Origin of the sequence: Brevibacillus halotolerans, from assembly GCF_026891775.1 — a bacterium.
GTDB lineage: Bacteria > Bacillota > Bacilli > Brevibacillales > Brevibacillaceae > Brevibacillus_B > Brevibacillus_B halotolerans.
Genome location: NZ_JAPTNK010000002.1, coordinates 1 through 16,246 on the forward strand (window position 1 = coordinate 1; position 16,246 = coordinate 16,246).

Here is a 16,246-nt window from a genome sequence, read left to right on the forward strand (position 1 = left end):
AGCGCAAGCTAGTAAGACCCCTTATAGACGATGAGGTTGATAGGTTCGGTGTGGAAGTGCAGTAATGCATGGAGCTGACGAATACTAATCGGTCGAGGACTTATCCACATTGCCTTTATGCTGACTTTCATTATCTAGTTTTCAAAGAATAAAGCTAAACGTTCTTTCTTGATTAGGAAAGGACGTTTTTTATTTGTATGAGATTCATATTTCCTTAGATAAAAAGACACCAAATGATAATAAAGGTATTTAGAAAATCTAACAAGATGCAAAAGTAGCAATGAAACAAATAAATCAAATACTTATTACATTTATGTGAAAATTAGAACACCCGAGTTGTTATTCTCAGAAAATTGGGTAAAGTGAATAGGAGAAAGTAATAAAAAAGGAGGGAACTTTATGACGAGAAAATTAGTGGTAATGGAACGTCCGAAAAAGAAAGAAGAGCAAATTGCCTGGCAAAAGCAAGTAATTCGTGAGGAATTGCTCAAGGAATCAACTTTATTAAAGAAAAATAATTAAATCAATATATTAAAATGCGCCTGTTCAATTAGGAACAAGCGCATTTTTGCATATTTAATCAAAAGGCATATACATACAGTTACGTTATATCAGAGGTTCGTTTCCAATGACTAAGTTTTTCTAGTAAACGCTCCTTTATATCACCAGCTAGGGGCCCTTTTACACCTATTCCTACTATAGTATGAGGAAATTCAGGGTTCCCCAACGATTCCACTATGACGGTCTCAAAAGCTTGTAGTAAGCTCTTGAATCCTTCTGGTGTAAATCTCCAATAGTCGGAAGGATAATCATGAATTGGAAAATCAAGAACAGAACTGATAACGCAGACACCATTAGGTTTTAAGATACGATAACATTCTTCTATGGCTTTACGCGGATACTCCACATGCTCAAATGTATCTAAGCTAAGTACTGATCCTGCTGTTTCATCAGGTAAATCTATGTTATGCAAATTCAAAATTTGATCTACACCAGGGCCTTCTCTCATATCGCATCCAATATAGGTGCGACCGGGGAAAAAGGGACGAAGATCTGCAAAAATTTCTTGAGAAGGGACTTGAAAGGAACCAAACTCATAGATGGGATCTAGGAGAGGGAGTTCCTCTGAGCATAGCCGGACAAAATGCTTTATGCAAAAACGCATGTATAAACCTCCTTGAAAAGCTTATTTACTCTTTATCTATATGAAGAAAAGATAGGAGGGTGTCAGTTCTATAAAAAATTCGAAGGTGTAAAAATGCTTACTTCATATTAATTATTTTTCATCAAATGGCATCTGAAGAATATTCTGTTGAGAGGAGGGATGGAATAATGAATCGTTTTTGGGAAAAAATTATTAGGCCTATACTACTAAAGGAACAGCCAAAAAATATTGTAGAAATTGGTGCAGATTACGGATTCAATACCATACGAATATTGGAATATTGCAAATGGCTTAATGCAAAAGTGTATGTTGTAGATCCACTACCTAAGTTTGATGTAAATGCTTTTCAAAATGCGTTTGGTAAACATTTAGAAGTGATTCGTTTACTTAGTCACGATGCATTACCCCAGATTTCCGAATATGACGTGGTACTCATTGACGGTGATCATAATTGGTATACAGTCTATTTTGAATTAAAAGCAATTGAGGAACGTTCCAAAAAAACAGGTAAATTTCCACTCGTTTTCTTCCATGATGTAGATTGGCCATACGGTCGTCGTGATATGTATTATAATCCACAGCAGATCCCTGCCGAATATTTGAAGCCATATGCATTAAAAGGGATGATTCCGGGACAGTCCGAATTAGCGGAAGAAGGAGGAATAAATCACAATTTATACAATGCAGCATTTGAAAATGGCCCGAAAAATGGGGTACTTACAGCAATTGAGGATTTTTTACGGGATAGTAGTCTGAACTTATCCTTCCAAAAGGTAACGAGTGAAAACGGACTTGGTGTAATGTATGAAAATGATCCTGAAAGAGATACGTATATCCGTTATGTGATTGCTTCTTCCGGTATGTAAGACTTATGTATATAAACATCAAAAAAAGAACCCTGAGATGGGTTCTTTTTTGTAGATTACATGATTAAAAATGTTTTTTATTCCATAAGTAAAGGGTGATCTGACCGAAAAAGAGGAGGTATAATCATGCTTTATGTTTTTCTTAATTTGTAGAGGAAGGGGAATTAAAGTCCTTCCAATCCTCAAAGGAATAATGGTCGAGAAAAATAGATTTTGTTTTATTGTATTCCTCAAAATTAATGTCGTCGAAACAGTAATGGAGGATCCAGCTTTCTTCTTGATGAGGGATGACGACCTTATATCCTGCTTTACGAAAAGCTATTGATTGAGACACATCGTAAAAATGGAAGTTGTTTATCTTCTCATCCCAATCTATATCATATTGAGTTACCATCATAACTCCATCAATACTAGTGACTTCTTGAAAAGGATAGGGAACATTTCCAAAGTTGTGGTGACCAAAGGAGTTAATATAAGCCATTATCTTTCCAAAAGGCCTACTGCCTTCCCACCAAACCCCTGAGGGAGGGAGATCGTTAGTACCTGCTACTCCAAACATTCCAACTTCTTTATCCATGAAAACCTTGAGGCAATCAACTAAAAACCTAGTGTTCATAATGTAAGTATCCTGATGTAAATAGATCTTATATTTAGCTTTACTTTGTCGCATTGCCCTGTTATAGCCTTCCGTCATGCTAACTGCATCATAAATCGAAATAATTTCCACTGAGAATCCAGGGGGAACCCATAGTTGACTAATGTGATTTAAACATTCTTTATAGAGGACTTCGTCGTTCACGCAACTAATAAACGCGAAAGAAAGCTGTCTATTCTCCATTGCGTATTTCTCCTTTTTTAACGGAAAAGCGTGTTTTTCCGATTAATAGCTAACTACTTCCCGAATGATACGAAGCTGATTGGTATTGCGTTTTTAAGCAAGGGTATACCTTCTCTTACCATATTCCACTTAAAGAAAAATCGACACTAGAGAATTTTCTTCCCTTCTCCTATTCGTTTTCTTCCACCTGACAAAGAACCGTCTCTGCCCAATTACATACATTAGTAAAGGTGGTAAACGTTTAGAAAAGGAGGGAAAGCTTGTGACAAAAGATGATTCTAAGGAGCTCCCAAAGGTAAGTATTCTGATTCCTACTTATAATAGACCACATTATTTCGAACTAGCATTGCAAAGTGCCTTAGCTCAGAATTATTCCAATTTGGAAATTATCGTAGGGGATGACAGCACGAACGATGAAACCGAGCAACTAATAAAACCTTATTTGGAGAAGCATCCACAGCTTATCTATTCCAAAAATCCGCAAAATTTGGGGCAATTTGAAAATGACCTAAAGCTACTGGAGCTGGCAAGTGGGGAATATATCAATTTTTTGATGGATGATGATCTATTTCACCCAGAGAAAATTAGTAGGATGATGGTTTATTTTCAAATGGATCATCAAGAAGAGATCGCTTTGGTCACTTCTAAACGGGCAATTATCAATGAGACTGGTGCCATTCAACCTGATATCGCAGAAACCCAAACAGATTTCTTACAGGATACAATTTTAGATGGTGATCAATTAATTAATATGTTACTTGGTTTACAGTGGGGGAATTTCATTGGAGAGCCGACAACGGTATTATTTCGAAAAAAATATTTAACAGAACCGTTTGGAACCTTATTAGATAGAAAATATACGTGCACAGTGGATATGGCCTCTTGGATCGTGTTGCTACGAAATGGAAAAGGGGTTTATATGACGGATACATTAAGCTATTTCCGCATGCATCCTGCTCAACAAGTCAAGCAACATGATATCATCATTGGCGGCTCTATTGATTTGGTACATCTGGTCTTACATGCAGCACCATTGCTTGGATATTTACAGGAAAAAGATATGCTGATCAAGGCCTATGTTAATACACTTCGATTTATTCATGGCGCACTCTATGTTACTGATCCGGATCGGGAGTCAGATGATACGTTAGAATTACGTGCTTACCAAGAAAAAATTACTGCGCATTTATTTGAAGCTACGAAGAGTGGGCCCCAATGAAATCTTTGATGGTGCAGCTTTCGTGATAGGGCTAAAGCGGGAATTCTTTACTTCGTGAGCGGATATTATCTGTAAGCATACAATAACATATCGTGCAGATATGTTGAGCGGTGCTATACATGATTGACCTGAACGTCAAACGATTTAGGGAGGCCGATACATGAAAGGAATTATTTTAGCCGGCGGAACAGGTTCTAGATTGTATCCCTTAACAAAGGTTACCAATAAACACTTGTTACCGATTGGAAAATATCCAATGATTTATCACCCCATTCATAAGCTAAAACAGGCGGACATTCATGAGGTATTAATTGTCACGAGCCGTGAGCATATGGGAGATGTAGTAAATTTGTTGGGAAGCGGAGTAGATTTTAATATGCAATTCACGTATAAGGTACAGGATGAACCCAAGGGAATTGCACAAGCATTAGGAATGGCGGAGGATTTTGCACATAGAGAGCTGATTACGGTTATCTTAGGTGATAATGTATTTTCTGATAATATTTCCAACTATGTGAAGAGGTTTAAAGAACGTGGGTACGGAGCCAATATTCTGATAAAGCAGGTAGTTGATCCTGAGCGCTATGGTGTACCAAAGTTGGATGAAGGAAAAATTGTTTCCATCACAGAAAAACCGTCCCACCCAGACAGCCAATTTGCTGTAACGGGTATATATATGTACGATTGGAAGGTATTTGACATTATTAAAACCCTACAGCCTTCTGCCCGTGGAGAATTAGAAATTACTGATGTGAATAATGCGTATATTGAGCGAAATGAGATGACATATGATGTACTTCAGGGATGGTGGACAGATGCTGGAACCCACCATTCGATTTTACACGCAAACCAATTAGCCGCCACCTTAGAACTGGATAAGTTAGAAGGAGAATAGATAGGTTGAGGAGGAGATAAAGCTTGATTGAAGGCGTGAAAGTCAAAAAGCTAATTAAGTTTGCGGATGATCGTGGGTATTTTATGGAGGTATGGCGTGATGACGACTTGCTGTTGGAAAAATTCGGTCAATTATCAGCCTCCTTGACATATCCAGGTGTGATTAAAGCGTTCCATTATCATAAAAAGCAGGATGATATCTGGTTCTTCCCCGCCGGCAATGCTCAGGTCGTTTTGCATGACCTAAGAGACGAATCGCCGACTAAAGGAAAGACCGACGTGTATTATATGGGTGAGAATCATTTAATCTCTTTGTTCATCCCGCGAGGAGTGGCACATGGATATCGAGTATTAGGGCAACAGCCAGCCGTCATTACTTATTTAACCAACAATTCTTATGATCCCAAAGATCCAGATGAATATCGAATTGCCTATGATGATAAAACCATTAATTTTAATTGGAACACGGTATTTAAATAAGGAGGAAGTCATTTATGAAAGTATTGGTGACAGGTGGAGCGGGATTTATTGGGAGTAATTTCATTCATTATCTCCTGCATCAATACCCCCATTATAAAATCATTAACTTGGATTATCTCACATATGCCGGTAATTTAGAGAATTTACAGGATATTGAGGAACATCCTCATTATCGGTTCGTGAGAGGCTCTATTTATGACAAGAAATTGGTCGAAAAGCTTCTGTCAGGAGAAAAAGCTTTATATTCTGATGATGAGACTCCAATTGATCTTATTATTAATTTCGCAGCAGAATCGCATGTTGATCGAAGTATTTCAGACCCAAGCTACTTTGTAAAAACAAATATTACCGGTACGCAGGTGCTTCTAGAATTTGCTAAACGATATAAAATCAAACAGTTTCTTCAAGTATCTACCGACGAGGTGTATGGTTCTTTAGACGAGACTGGATTGTTTACTGAAGATTCTCCGCTTGCCCCCAATAGCCCATACTCCGCCTCCAAAGCAGCAGCTGATTTATTAGTCCGTTCCTATCATCAAACCTATGATATGTATACAAATATCACACGTTGTTCTAACAATTATGGACCGTATCAATTTCCAGAAAAATTAATACCACTCGCTATTACCAATGCAATTGCATATGAAAACATTCCTGTTTATGGCGATGGACTACATGTTCGCGATTGGTTACATGTAGAGGACCATTGCCGAGCTATTGATCTTGTTATGCATAGTGGCAAGCCCGGCGAAGTATATAATATTGGCGGCAATAATGAATGGACGAATTTGAGTTTGCTTCAAACATTGCTCCGTGAGTTACATCGTGAAGAGAATTTGCTTCAGTTTAGCAAGGATCGTCCGAAGCACGATCGCCGCTATGCTATTGATTCCACCAAAATTCGAACAGAATTAGGCTGGGAGCCGATTCATACTTTTGAAGAAGGTCTTGCTAATACGATTTGCTGGTATCAGCAAAATGAACAATGGTGGAAGCGAGCTAAATCAGGAGCTTTTCGCGAATATTATAAGCAACAATATGGTCATATCATTCATGACCATACCCATTAGCGTAGGAGCAAAAAGGGAGGGAGCAGTGTGAAAGTGCTGGTCACTGGGGCACAGGGGCAACTAGGTCAAGATTTGGTTGCATGCTCACAGGACATGGATCATGTAAAGGGATACAGTCGACAGGAATTAGATATTACACAATTGGATCAGGTAAGAGCGCAGGTGCAGGCTTATCAGCCTGATGTTATTATTCATGCTGCAGCCTATACCAATGTGGATCAGGCTGAGAGCGAACCTGACCAGGCCTATGCAGTTAATGCGTGGGGCACTCGTAATGTAGCCCTTGCTGCGCAAGAGATAGGTGCCAAAATGGTTTACATTAGCTCAGACTATGTATTTTCTGGCAAGGGAAGTGAGCCTTATGTTGAATTTGACCGTCCTGATCCGCAAAGTGTCTATGGAAAAAGTAAGCTAGCCGGGGAAGAATTGACAAGATGCTTATGCCACAAGCATTTTATTGTTCGAACTTCCTGGGTATTTGGTAAAAGCGGTCATAACTTTGTGAAGACAATGATACAGCTTGGACAAAAACAGACAGAAGTCTCAGTTGTCACTGATCAAATTGGCTCCCCTACCTATACTGTTGATCTGGCACTATTTTTAATGCAGCTAGCTAAAAGCGAGTGTTACGGTATCTACCATGCTTCCAATCAAGGGAGTTGCTCGTGGTATGAATTTGCAGAGGCGATATTTGCCGAATTTCAGCAAAAAGTAAAGGTTGTCCCCATAACAACGCAGGATTTTCCGCGTCCTGCCCCCCGACCCGTCTATTCAGTGATGGATCATATGGCTATTCGTTTACAGGATTTTCAACTTCTTCGGCATTGGCGTGATGCATTGCATGCGTACCGCCTAGATTGTATGGCTATAAAGGAGGAGAGCTATGACTCCTAACCTCTCGATTGTAATTTTGACACGTAATGGCTTACCTATTACGAAAATGTGTGTGGAAAGTATTCAAAAGCATACAAAAGATTATGAGCTAATCTGTATTGATAATGGCTCGACTGATGGGACGGTTGCCTACCTGAATTCTCTTCCTCATGCAGTCGTTATCTCTAATGGTGAAAATCGTGGTTTTGCAGCAGGCAATAATCAAGGATTTCGAGAAGCACGGGGCGAGTATATTGTCATGCTAAATAATGATACATTGGTCACTCCACAGTGGAGCGAATTACTTATAAATTGGTTAAATAAAAATTCGTCATTAGGTATGGTTGGACCCCGTTCCAATAATGTATCTCCTGGACAGCAAATTAGCACAGAAGAAATCGTAGAGCTTGCTACAGTTGATTCGTTTGCAATTGATTGGACCAAACGTTATGCCAATCAAGGCTTCTATAGTCGAAAGCTGGTAGGCCATTGCATATTATTTAGACGGAGTCTGCTTGAGCACATTGGCGGATTGGATGAACGCTTTCATCCAGCCAACTATGAGGATGATGATTTTTGTCTACGCGCTCGTCTGTTTGGGAAAAATCTATGGGTTGCCAATGATGTATTTATTTATCACTTTGGCCATGCTTCCTTTTTAGTAAATAAAGTGAAGTACCGAGACTATTCCTGGGAGAACGCAAGGCGGTTTATAGAAAAATGGCAACTTCCTATGAGCATACATCAGCTAGAGACACAGGGATATAATCCAAACCTTATCGTGGGACGGGTGGGTACATTTGATCCGCAAAAGCATGTCGAGCCCTTGTAATTGAGAGTGGGGGGTGAAGTATGGCTACGATCAGCCTATGTATGATTGTAAAAAATGAAGAAAAATCAATCGCCCGTTGTCTTCGTTCTGTCAAGGGAGTAGTTGATGAAATTATTATTGTGGATACCGGTTCCACTGACAAAACGATTAAGGAAGCGAAGGCGTTTACCAAAAAGATTTTTCACTTCAAATGGGTGAATGACTTTTCTAAAGCACGTAATTTTTCATTTCAGCAAGCTACCATGGATTACATTATGTGGATGGACGCAGATGATGTACTGGAGGAAATTGATCGGAAAAAACTACAGCTCTATAAGCATAAAATTGACCCGAGTATTGATGTAATCATCATGCCTTATCATACTAGTAAAGATGAATTTGGCAATATCATTCTTCCTTATTCTCGTGAAAGAATGATAAAGCGAACCCATAAGCATTCCTGGATAGGCATGGTTCATGAGTATATTCAGTATTCCTATGCTAAGTGTTTTGAAGTTGATATTGCCGTTACCCATCGTCCACGTGAGCAAAAATTTCATAACAGAAATTTGCAATTATACGAAAGTGCGATAGCAGATGGGATTTTATTATCCCCGAGGGACAAATATTATTATGCCAATGAATTAAAGGATCATGAAAGATATGAAGAGGCTATCGAGATTTATAAGAAGTTTGTGAATAAAGAATTACCACCTGTAGAGGAACCGGGGATGCTACTCGAGCAGCTATGCTTCTGTTATGAGAGACTACAGCTTCCAGAAGAAGAAATCAAGTATGCATTAAAAAGTTTGGAATATGGCTTGCCACGAGCTGAGGCATGCTGTCGGCTAGGATATTATTGGTTACAAAAAAATGAACCGAAAAGGGCGCTTTTTTGGTATGATCTCGCTACTACAATATCCAAACCTAAATCGTGGGGATTCCGGAAAGAAGCATGCTGGACCTGGCTCCCACATTTGCAACTATGTGTTTGCTATGATCGCTTAGAACAGTTTGAGAAGGCATACAAACATAATGAATTGGCACGAGCATACCGACCAACAGATCCAATTATTCTGAGCAATCGTACCTACCTAACCAATCGTCTGGAAGAATTGGGGATTCCCATTCCTTCATAAACTGAAAGAGTGGAAAAACAGCGCTTCTCGTAATAAAGAGAAAAGCGCTGTTTTTTTGAAGGAAAAATCATTATTCCTCGCTATCATCCTCGTTTTGATGCTTCCCTTGATGGGGATTAACATCCATATGTCTTAAAGTTGACTTCACCTTATCCGTTTGTGACTGGTAGTCGGTGATAACTTCTGTTAGAACGGCTACGGATTCCTTTAAGGTAGGCTCATTGCTAATATGGTCAATGGCTCTATGAATATGCATCATTTTATTTTCTGTTTCTCGTAAGAATTCCACTAATTCCATGCCATTCATTTTTTTCACCTCATCATTCTGATTCGGTTAAGACCGTTTCTTTATCATAAGTGTGTGTTACTGAGCTTTTTTGTATGCATGATGAGGTAAAGAGAAAATCAGGTGCTTTAGGAGAGGTTATAAATTGGTCATATCTACTGTTTCTATCGTCCAAGCAATGCTTATCTTTTACTCATATTCTAAAGTATCACAGTAGGAGGTGTTTTTATGAGTAAAAAACATTGCAAGTGTAGACAGCGTCATCATCGTCATCCTCATCATCATGAAAGTCATTCTGATCTTCCTTGGGAAAACTCTACTAGTTCAGTATGGACGAATCATGAGAAGCCCCGTAAAAAATGTCGTCATCGCCATGTAACAGTGATTTTAAATCCAGGCGAAACCCTAGTGGTTCATGCCAGACATAAAGGTTTTAAGAAGTAAATTTGTGTACGTAACAAGGAGCCATTGGCTGTAGCCGATGGCTTTTTGTTTCCACAATCGGATGATCAATCAATTATGCTTTCGTAGAGAATAAGCCGTGCCAAACCTTACAGCAGGAAAATAATAATAAATAGAGGAGTCATGGCTATGAGAAAGCCAGGGATAAGCTGGGTACCTGTTCAAAAATATAACCGCCCTTTAGGCCCTGTTTGGCAGGTTAGAAAAGGAAGGGAAGGAAACCGACAAATTGGATTTTTTAAATATATGAATAGAGGTACAGCAAAAAGGCTTGGTCCTGTTTTAGCTATGGAGTTACTTTCCTATCGACTTGCTCGCAAGCTAGGCATCTCAGTAGCAAAAATCGAAGTGGTCACCATTCAAGGGAAAAGGGGCATAGTGTCTCATAAAAAAAGAAAAGGCCGTCTTTATAGCTGGGAGGAGTTCTATCGGCGAAAAGGGCCAAGGGCTATCAACGAATTGCAATCCCCAGAAAGATTGATAGAGCTATTCGTCTTTGATATTTGGATTGTCAATGTAGATCGCCATAATGAGAACATCATAATTTTCCCTACTCAGAAAGCATATGACTTTTATGCTATTGATCATAGTATGTCTCTGTTGGGAACCTTTACTTTTCGCAAAATTCCATGGTATTCCAAGCAGTGGGAACATGTTGCCCTCTATAATCATCACTACTTGCGGGGTCTTACCCACTATATCCAAGAATACAGTCAAGTAAAGCCGTTTATTCAAAAGATTCAACGACTATCACCTGTGCTTATAAAACAAACAGTAAGACGGATTCCAGGTTCTTTATTAAGTCTGACGCAAAAACAGCAGGCTGAACGTGTTCTATTGAATCGACAAAAAAACTTACATCACTTGGTGGAACGCTGGTTATTGGAATATCAGGGAAAGATATAGCATAAGAAAAGAAAGGTACCTCGGTTTATACCTAGCCAACAGGCAGGAGGAGGTAGCTAAAAATATGATGTACTCGGGGGAAGACAGCTCTCATCTCGTTTGGACTGGGGCCGTAATTGCCATTTTCACCTATTTAGTGGGTGGCATAGATAAGCTGTTTACGGCATTTTGCATTTTTATCGTTGTCGATTATATAACGGGTGTACTTGCTGCATGGTATACCAGGTCGCTTAGTAGCCAGGAAGGGTTTCGAGGAATAGCTAAAAAGGTTGGTATGTTTGCTTTTATCATTATAGCCAACCAATTGGATTTAATTAGTGGAAGTAATCAAGGGTTTTTACGAGATACAATCATTTTATTTATGATTGGGAATGAAGGGATTTCTATTATCGAAAACTGTCATCGGCTGGGTCTGCCTGTGCCCGATTTTTTATTGCGAGCGCTGGAAAGCGTAAAAAAGCTCAAAAAGAAATGATTATCTTTTGGTTTCAGCGATCAAAGGTACTTTGTCCATGCACAAAGTACCTTGCCTCGTTCATACATAAGAGAAAGAGCTTTACGATAAAATATTTTATTACGTGTGTTTTACAAAAAGAGACAGTTTTTTTAAGGAAGAGAGCGTATAATACAGCGTACTGGGAGGAGGAGTGACAGATGAAATTTACTTGCATTCATTGCTGCAGTATTTTTTATGATCAACAAAGGTGCCCGATATGTGGTAGTTCAGATGTAAAACCCATTATTGTAGAGGTTCAAAATGCAACAGAAACCATTGTGATTCCAGCTAGAAGAGATTGTTTATAAAAACAAATTTGAAACCTCCAGCCACTACGAAACGTAATACTTGTTAAGACAAGATATCTAACAGCTTAAGGAGGACAACATGCTAATAACCACAACACATACTGTTCAGGGTAGAGATGTCGAGGAGTATCTTGATATTGTAACAGGCGAAGCAATTATGGCTGCTAACATTGTTCGAGATTTCATGGCAGGGGTCCGAGACATTATAGGCGGACGAAGCGGTGCCTATGAAAATAAGCTAGCAGAAGGAAGAGCGATTGCCATTAACGAGATGAAGGATAAGGCTGCTCAAATAGGTGCGAATGCAGTTATCGGTATTCATTTAGATTTTGAAACGATCGGTAACGGTATGCTGATGGTTGTTGCTTCTGGAACGGCTGTTCGGATTCGGTAATTTTTATTGTTAAATCGTATTGGAAGAAAGGCCACTCTTTGCGACCGTGAAGAGGGCTTTTTTATTTATGAAATAAAATTGAAGAAAATCAGCCATTGCAAAACAAGCTCAGATCACTACAATTAAGTTAATATACAACATGTACATAACGGAGCTGGTTACCATTCAACCTATTCACAAGAACAAGTCATTTCTGTTATTAATGTCAGGAGAAATTGTTGCTGGAGTTACCATGTGGGTCTGTCTGTTGCTAAATCTACAGTTTATGTCACAGATAATGAAAACCAATTTGGGAACAGGCCTGTTACTCATGACAGGGATGCTTGCTAGCATTCTATTTTTACCAACTGTAGGGAAAATGATTGATCTGTATGATAAGCAAAAGATTTTGATTGCTTCCTCCTGTTTGAGGTGTTTGGCCCCTATTTTTATGTATTTGGCCATTAGTTACACCTCCATTGGCTGGCTAGTTGCTTCGTTAATTGTGAATCAAGTAGCTGGTTCCATGTATTTGCCAACCGTACGGGCAGGCTTGCCGGCATTGGTTGGGGAGGCTAATCTCCTCTCTGCAAATACACTGTATATGAACATTGCTACCATGGCTAGAATTGCGGGTACAGCCGTCGGGGGGCTACTGTTAACAGTGTTTACGATGCAGGCGGTTACTATGGGGGCGGTTATCGGCTTTCTTATACTAGTAATTATTGTGCTATTTGTGCGAATTCCGAAGTCACACCATAAACGTAAGCAAACAGAAAAATTGAAATTTATAGAAGTTTTCGAAATAATGAAAAAAGAGCCATCGGTAACCGTTGGGCTGATTAGCACTGGGGTAGTGACACTCTTCTTAGGCGGATTTAATTTATTGGTTTTAGCCTTTGGAAAACTTCAAGATTCCTCGACGATTATGGGATATATCTATGCGATAGAAGGAGCAAGTGTACTTCTTGCAGGGGTTTTTGTACAAAAATTGGTAAGTCAAGTAAACTTAGTAAGAGTATCCTCCTTACTTGTAGTTGTCATCGGAATTGCAGAATGGGGCATGTCATTTAGTACAAGTCCGGTGATGGTGCTACTTTCATTTGGATTGCTCGGTTTTACTCTAGGCTTTATTTTTCCGATGGTAACTACCGTGTTTCAAAAAAGGCTGCCCGAAATGGTCCAGGGACGATTTTTTAGTTTTAAAGAAATCGTGGACCGGATTATTATTCAGGTCGCTATGCTTCTTACATCAGCAAGCCTGGATTTTATTGGGGTTTCCCCCTTTCTTATCCTAATGAGTATTTTCACGGTATGTACGGGGCTACTTACATACCTATACGGAAAAAGACAAAACCTAGTGGTAACACATCTTGGATCACAGAATGAACCAAAATAATGATAAATACATTTCATGCAAAAATTTGCTTTACTCATTATTGACAAGTCGTTAAAATGTTACTATGATTTTCAAAGGGGTAAAATCCGATAAGATAACTGGGGGTTTAACAAATGAAGAAAGCTTGGTACTCTACTGCACTTGTTTCTATTTTAGCGCTCTCTCTATTTGTAGCTGGTTGTGGGTCATCTAATCAGGGGGCCACAGGCGGGCAAGGAGGAAACACAACAGCGAAAAACTCCTTGGAAGCGATCAAAACGGCTGGGAAGATTCGAATTGGTACAGAAGGCACTTACGCACCCTTCACCTACCATGATTCTACAGGACAGCTAACAGGCTTTGATGTGGAAATCGCTCGTGAAGTTGCAAAACGTCTCGGGGTAGAACCTGAATTCATTGAAAGCAAATGGGATGGCATGATTGCAGGACTGGAAGCAAATCGCTTTGAAATGGTTGTAAATGAGGTGGGTATACGACCAGATCGGAAAGAAAAATTTGATTTCTCCGACCCATACATCGTGTCAAAAGCGGTGTTAATTGTTAATGAGGATAATAATGAAATCAAGACTTTTGCAGATTTAAAAGGAAAAAAATCAGCGCAAACCCTCACAAGTAATTTAACAGACCTAGCACGAGAGAATGGGGCTGAAATTGTACAATCGGAAGGGTTTAATCAGGCTATTGAGCTTTTATTGTCCAAGCGAGTAGATGCAACTGTTAACGATGGGCTATCTTTCCTCGACTTTAAGAAACAAAAGCCTGATGTGAAAATAAAAATTGCAGCCGAGCATCCTAACGCTACTGAAAATGGAATGATGTTTGCAAAAGGCAAACATCCTGAACTAATTGAAGCAGTAAATAAAGCGTTAAAAGAGATGAAGGCTGATGGTACTTATTTGAAAATATCCGAGAAATATTTTGGTGCAGACGTCTCCAAATAATACAGATAGGACTGAATGGAAGTGGAACAATCTGATCGTATTATCGGTATTATCGTGGATTCATTTTTCCCGCTGTTAAAGGCGGGAATTTTGTTCACGATACCTCTTACACTAGTTTCTTTTATCATTGGATTAATACTTGCCTTTTTTACTGCGATTGCTCGTTTATCAACGAATAAATTGTTGTATGGAATTTCCAGCTTTTATGTATGGGTTATCAGAGGTACTCCATTATTAGTGCAATTATTCATTATTTTCTATGGCCTACCAAAGCTAGGTGTTACTATTGATCCATTTCCGGCTGCCATTATTGGTTTTTCTTTGAGTGTAGGAGCGTATAACTCCGAAGTGATCCGTGCAGCTATTCAATCAGTGCCTAAGGGGCAGTGGGAAGCGGCTTATACAATTGGGATGACCAAAAATCAGGCAAGACGCCGAATTATTCTTCCTCAAGCTCTACGTGTGGCGATACCACCGCTTGGTAATTCGTTTATTAGTCTAGTGAAGGATACCTCTCTAGCCGCTACTATTACAGTGACAGAGATGTTTCAGATTTCGCAACAGATTACTGCGATGACATACGAACCCTTGGTGCTCTATTGTGAGGTCGCGATTATCTATCTGTTTTTCAGTACGATATTATCAGCATTGCAAAGCCGTGTGGAACATCGTCTGGAACGCCGTATGGCTAGGTAGGAGGAGAGAAGCATCATGATTGAGATAAAAGGACTTCATAAAAGCTTTCAACAAATTGATGTTTTAAAGGATATATCTGTAACGATTAAAAAAGGGGAGGCAGTCGTTATCATAGGCCCCTCAGGCTCTGGAAAGACTACATTGCTTAGATGCATGAATCTTTTGGAAATACCTACGTTGGGAAGCATGAAAATAGGAGATCAACGTCTTGACTTTACACCTGCTACCAAAATGAAGGAAAAGGATTTGCTTCCTATTCGTAAGCAATCAGGCATGGTTTTTCAAAGCTATAATCTTTTTCCGCATATGACAGCCCTAGAGAATGTCATCGAAGGACAAGTTATTGTAAAAAAACGTTCGAAGGAAGAAGCCAAGGCGAGAGCGGAGGAAATGCTTACAAAAGTGGGTCTTGCTGATCGAATGAACATGTATCCCCATCAGCTATCTGGGGGACAACAGCAGCGAGTAGGTATTGCCCGTGCGATGGCACTAGATCCAGCAGTGCTACTGTTTGATGAACCAACCTCTGCACTAGACCCGGAATTAGTTGGTGAGGTATTGAAGGTGATGAAACAGCTAGCAGAAGAGGGAATGACAATGGTGATCGTTACCCATGAAATGAATTTCGCACGAGATGTAGCCGATCGTATCCTTTTTATGGATGGCGGTGTCATTTTGGAACAGGGGACTCCTGAGGAAGTCTTTGAGCATTCAAAAAACGAACGAACGCAACAATTTTTACGGCGCATACAAGCATAACGATTGAGCACTGGAGCTATTCCAGTGTTTTTTTTTACCAAGATCGAGCTTTAATTTAAATAGTAGGGGTAGGGTTACTGTATATAAGGCAAGATGTAAGAGAAATTGGTAAAAAAAAGATGAAAACGTTTTGGCATCTAAGTACGTCTAATAAATAAGTAAACAGGAAAGCCTAAAAGACGAGCACAAAAGTCCGAGACAGCTTTTTATAGGTAGCACTTATTTTTATGGAAAGAATACATAGCAAGTAGCTTAGTAAATTGAC

General features: G+C 39.4%; 21 protein-coding genes and 1 rRNA gene. 19 read left to right on the forward strand and 3 right to left on the reverse strand.

What is annotated here, in order from left to right:
- Together O0550_RS02805 and O0550_RS02810 are read left to right on the forward strand one after the other, a co-directional pair.
- Window positions 1–108 (forward strand): 23S ribosomal RNA (locus O0550_RS02805); the annotation flags it as partial.
- A 291-nt stretch (window positions 109–399) separates the two neighbouring features.
- On the forward strand, window positions 400–522 hold the full coding sequence (locus tag O0550_RS02810; protein WP_258425601.1) for a hypothetical protein: 123 nt from the start codon (window positions 400–402) through the stop codon (window positions 520–522).
- Window positions 523–601: 79 nt separating this feature from the next.
- Here the strand turns inward: O0550_RS02810 and O0550_RS02815 are convergent, their stop codons facing one another.
- The gene (locus O0550_RS02815; RefSeq protein ID WP_003336588.1) at window positions 602–1,165 is read right to left on the reverse strand and encodes a class I SAM-dependent methyltransferase; all 564 of its coding nucleotides are present in this window, start codon (window positions 1,163–1,165) and stop codon (window positions 602–604) included.
- Window positions 1,166–1,332: 167 nt separating this feature from the next.
- Here O0550_RS02815 and O0550_RS02820 point away from each other — a divergent pair, with 167 nt between their 5' ends.
- The gene (locus O0550_RS02820) at window positions 1,333–2,031 is read left to right on the forward strand and encodes a class I SAM-dependent methyltransferase (protein ID WP_003345576.1); all 699 of its coding nucleotides are present in this window, start codon (window positions 1,333–1,335) and stop codon (window positions 2,029–2,031) included.
- Window positions 2,032–2,173: 142 nt separating this feature from the next.
- On the opposite strand, the gene O0550_RS02825 is transcribed toward O0550_RS02820, so the two are convergent.
- Entirely contained in the window at window positions 2,174–2,869 is a 696-nt protein-coding gene (locus tag O0550_RS02825; protein WP_003336591.1) for a glycosyltransferase family protein, read from the reverse strand.
- Window positions 2,870–3,131: 262 nt separating this feature from the next.
- Between O0550_RS02825 and O0550_RS02830 the strand changes: the two genes are divergently transcribed.
- The 7 genes from O0550_RS02830 (at window position 3,132) to O0550_RS02860 (ending at window position 9,355) form a co-directional block, all read left to right on the forward strand.
- Window positions 3,132–4,088 (forward strand): glycosyltransferase family 2 protein, encoded by a 957-nt coding sequence (locus O0550_RS02830; protein WP_258425602.1) that lies wholly within the window; start codon window positions 3,132–3,134, stop codon window positions 4,086–4,088.
- A 160-nt stretch (window positions 4,089–4,248) separates the two neighbouring features.
- Entirely contained in the window at window positions 4,249–4,983 is a 735-nt protein-coding gene (locus tag O0550_RS02835; protein WP_003345572.1) for a sugar phosphate nucleotidyltransferase, read from the forward strand.
- Window positions 4,984–5,006: 23 nt separating this feature from the next.
- Window positions 5,007–5,462, forward strand: a complete 456-nt coding sequence (locus O0550_RS02840) for a dTDP-4-dehydrorhamnose 3,5-epimerase family protein (RefSeq protein WP_003345570.1) — start codon at window positions 5,007–5,009, stop codon at window positions 5,460–5,462.
- A 14-nt stretch (window positions 5,463–5,476) separates the two neighbouring features.
- Window positions 5,477–6,532 carry a dTDP-glucose 4,6-dehydratase gene (rfbB, locus tag O0550_RS02845; protein ID WP_258425603.1) on the forward strand — a complete coding sequence of 352 codons (1,056 nt, stop codon included), beginning with the start codon at window positions 5,477–5,479 and terminating at the stop codon, window positions 6,530–6,532.
- Between the two features lie 27 nt (window positions 6,533–6,559).
- Window positions 6,560–7,426 carry a dTDP-4-dehydrorhamnose reductase gene (rfbD, locus tag O0550_RS02850; RefSeq protein WP_003336596.1) on the forward strand — a complete coding sequence of 289 codons (867 nt, stop codon included), beginning with the start codon at window positions 6,560–6,562 and terminating at the stop codon, window positions 7,424–7,426.
- Window positions 7,416–8,237, forward strand: coding sequence for a glycosyltransferase family 2 protein (locus O0550_RS02855; RefSeq protein WP_096885945.1), 822 nt, complete (start codon window positions 7,416–7,418; stop codon window positions 8,235–8,237). The genes rfbD and O0550_RS02855 overlap by 11 nt, the downstream gene beginning before the upstream one ends.
- A gap of 20 nt (window positions 8,238–8,257) precedes the next feature.
- On the forward strand, window positions 8,258–9,355 hold the full coding sequence (locus tag O0550_RS02860) for a glycosyltransferase (protein ID WP_035319186.1): 1,098 nt from the start codon (window positions 8,258–8,260) through the stop codon (window positions 9,353–9,355).
- A gap of 70 nt (window positions 9,356–9,425) precedes the next feature.
- On the opposite strand, the gene O0550_RS02865 is transcribed toward O0550_RS02860, so the two are convergent.
- On the reverse strand, window positions 9,426–9,662 hold the full coding sequence (locus O0550_RS02865) for a hypothetical protein (RefSeq protein ID WP_003345559.1): 237 nt from the start codon (window positions 9,660–9,662) through the stop codon (window positions 9,426–9,428).
- Window positions 9,663–9,869: 207 nt separating this feature from the next.
- Between O0550_RS02865 and O0550_RS02870 the strand changes: the two genes are divergently transcribed.
- The 9 genes from O0550_RS02870 (at window position 9,870) to O0550_RS02910 (ending at window position 15,981) form a co-directional block, all read left to right on the forward strand.
- Window positions 9,870–10,085, forward strand: coding sequence for a hypothetical protein (locus O0550_RS02870; protein ID WP_035319185.1), 216 nt, complete (start codon window positions 9,870–9,872; stop codon window positions 10,083–10,085).
- 147 nt (window positions 10,086–10,232) lie between these two features.
- A complete protein-coding gene (locus O0550_RS02875; protein ID WP_003345555.1) occupies window positions 10,233–11,009 on the forward strand; it encodes a HipA family kinase in 777 nt (258 codons plus the stop codon).
- Between the two features lie 64 nt (window positions 11,010–11,073).
- A complete protein-coding gene (locus O0550_RS02880; protein ID WP_003336602.1) occupies window positions 11,074–11,484 on the forward strand; it encodes a phage holin family protein in 411 nt (136 codons plus the stop codon).
- A gap of 179 nt (window positions 11,485–11,663) precedes the next feature.
- A complete protein-coding gene (locus O0550_RS02885) occupies window positions 11,664–11,813 on the forward strand; it encodes a hypothetical protein (RefSeq protein WP_022584253.1) in 150 nt (49 codons plus the stop codon).
- Between the two features lie 79 nt (window positions 11,814–11,892).
- Window positions 11,893–12,207, forward strand: coding sequence for a YbjQ family protein (locus tag O0550_RS02890; RefSeq protein ID WP_003336605.1), 315 nt, complete (start codon window positions 11,893–11,895; stop codon window positions 12,205–12,207).
- A gap of 139 nt (window positions 12,208–12,346) precedes the next feature.
- Window positions 12,347–13,585, forward strand: coding sequence for an MFS transporter (locus O0550_RS02895; RefSeq protein ID WP_258425604.1), 1,239 nt, complete (start codon window positions 12,347–12,349; stop codon window positions 13,583–13,585).
- A gap of 113 nt (window positions 13,586–13,698) precedes the next feature.
- Window positions 13,699–14,526: an amino acid ABC transporter substrate-binding protein gene (locus O0550_RS02900; protein WP_003336607.1), complete on the forward strand. Its 828-nt coding sequence runs from the start codon at window positions 13,699–13,701 to the stop codon at window positions 14,524–14,526.
- Between the two features lie 15 nt (window positions 14,527–14,541).
- Window positions 14,542–15,222 (forward strand): amino acid ABC transporter permease, encoded by a 681-nt coding sequence (locus O0550_RS02905; protein ID WP_003345549.1) that lies wholly within the window; start codon window positions 14,542–14,544, stop codon window positions 15,220–15,222.
- Window positions 15,223–15,237: 15 nt separating this feature from the next.
- On the forward strand, window positions 15,238–15,981 hold the full coding sequence (locus O0550_RS02910) for an amino acid ABC transporter ATP-binding protein (protein WP_022584256.1): 744 nt from the start codon (window positions 15,238–15,240) through the stop codon (window positions 15,979–15,981).
- Window positions 15,982–16,246 lie beyond the last annotated feature (265 nt).

Bases quoted from the DNA above. Each gene is read 5' to 3' on its own strand.
- O0550_RS02810 (WP_258425601.1), top strand. From the start codon at position 400: ATGACGAGAAAATTAGTGGTAATGGAACGTCCGAAAAAGAAAGAAGAG.
- O0550_RS02815 (WP_003336588.1), bottom strand. From the start codon at position 1,165: ATGCGTTTTTGCATAAAGCATTTTGTCCGGCTATGCTCAGAGGAACTC.
- O0550_RS02820 (WP_003345576.1), top strand. From the start codon at position 1,333: ATGAATCGTTTTTGGGAAAAAATTATTAGGCCTATACTACTAAAGGAA.
- O0550_RS02825 (WP_003336591.1), bottom strand. From the start codon at position 2,869: ATGGAGAATAGACAGCTTTCTTTCGCGTTTATTAGTTGCGTGAACGAC.
- O0550_RS02835 (WP_003345572.1), top strand. From the start codon at position 4,249: ATGAAAGGAATTATTTTAGCCGGCGGAACAGGTTCTAGATTGTATCCC.
- rfbB (WP_258425603.1), top strand. From the start codon at position 5,477: ATGAAAGTATTGGTGACAGGTGGAGCGGGATTTATTGGGAGTAATTTC.
- O0550_RS02855 (WP_096885945.1), top strand. From the start codon at position 7,416: ATGACTCCTAACCTCTCGATTGTAATTTTGACACGTAATGGCTTACCT.
- O0550_RS02860 (WP_035319186.1), top strand. From the start codon at position 8,258: ATGGCTACGATCAGCCTATGTATGATTGTAAAAAATGAAGAAAAATCA.
- O0550_RS02865 (WP_003345559.1), bottom strand. From the start codon at position 9,662: ATGAATGGCATGGAATTAGTGGAATTCTTACGAGAAACAGAAAATAAA.
- O0550_RS02870 (WP_035319185.1), top strand. From the start codon at position 9,870: ATGAGTAAAAAACATTGCAAGTGTAGACAGCGTCATCATCGTCATCCT.
- O0550_RS02875 (WP_003345555.1), top strand. From the start codon at position 10,233: ATGAGAAAGCCAGGGATAAGCTGGGTACCTGTTCAAAAATATAACCGC.
- O0550_RS02880 (WP_003336602.1), top strand. From the start codon at position 11,074: ATGATGTACTCGGGGGAAGACAGCTCTCATCTCGTTTGGACTGGGGCC.
- O0550_RS02885 (WP_022584253.1), top strand. From the start codon at position 11,664: ATGAAATTTACTTGCATTCATTGCTGCAGTATTTTTTATGATCAACAA.
- O0550_RS02890 (WP_003336605.1), top strand. From the start codon at position 11,893: ATGCTAATAACCACAACACATACTGTTCAGGGTAGAGATGTCGAGGAG.
- O0550_RS02895 (WP_258425604.1), top strand. From the start codon at position 12,347: ATGTACATAACGGAGCTGGTTACCATTCAACCTATTCACAAGAACAAG.
- O0550_RS02900 (WP_003336607.1), top strand. From the start codon at position 13,699: ATGAAGAAAGCTTGGTACTCTACTGCACTTGTTTCTATTTTAGCGCTC.
- O0550_RS02905 (WP_003345549.1), top strand. From the start codon at position 14,542: ATGGAAGTGGAACAATCTGATCGTATTATCGGTATTATCGTGGATTCA.
- O0550_RS02910 (WP_022584256.1), top strand. From the start codon at position 15,238: ATGATTGAGATAAAAGGACTTCATAAAAGCTTTCAACAAATTGATGTT.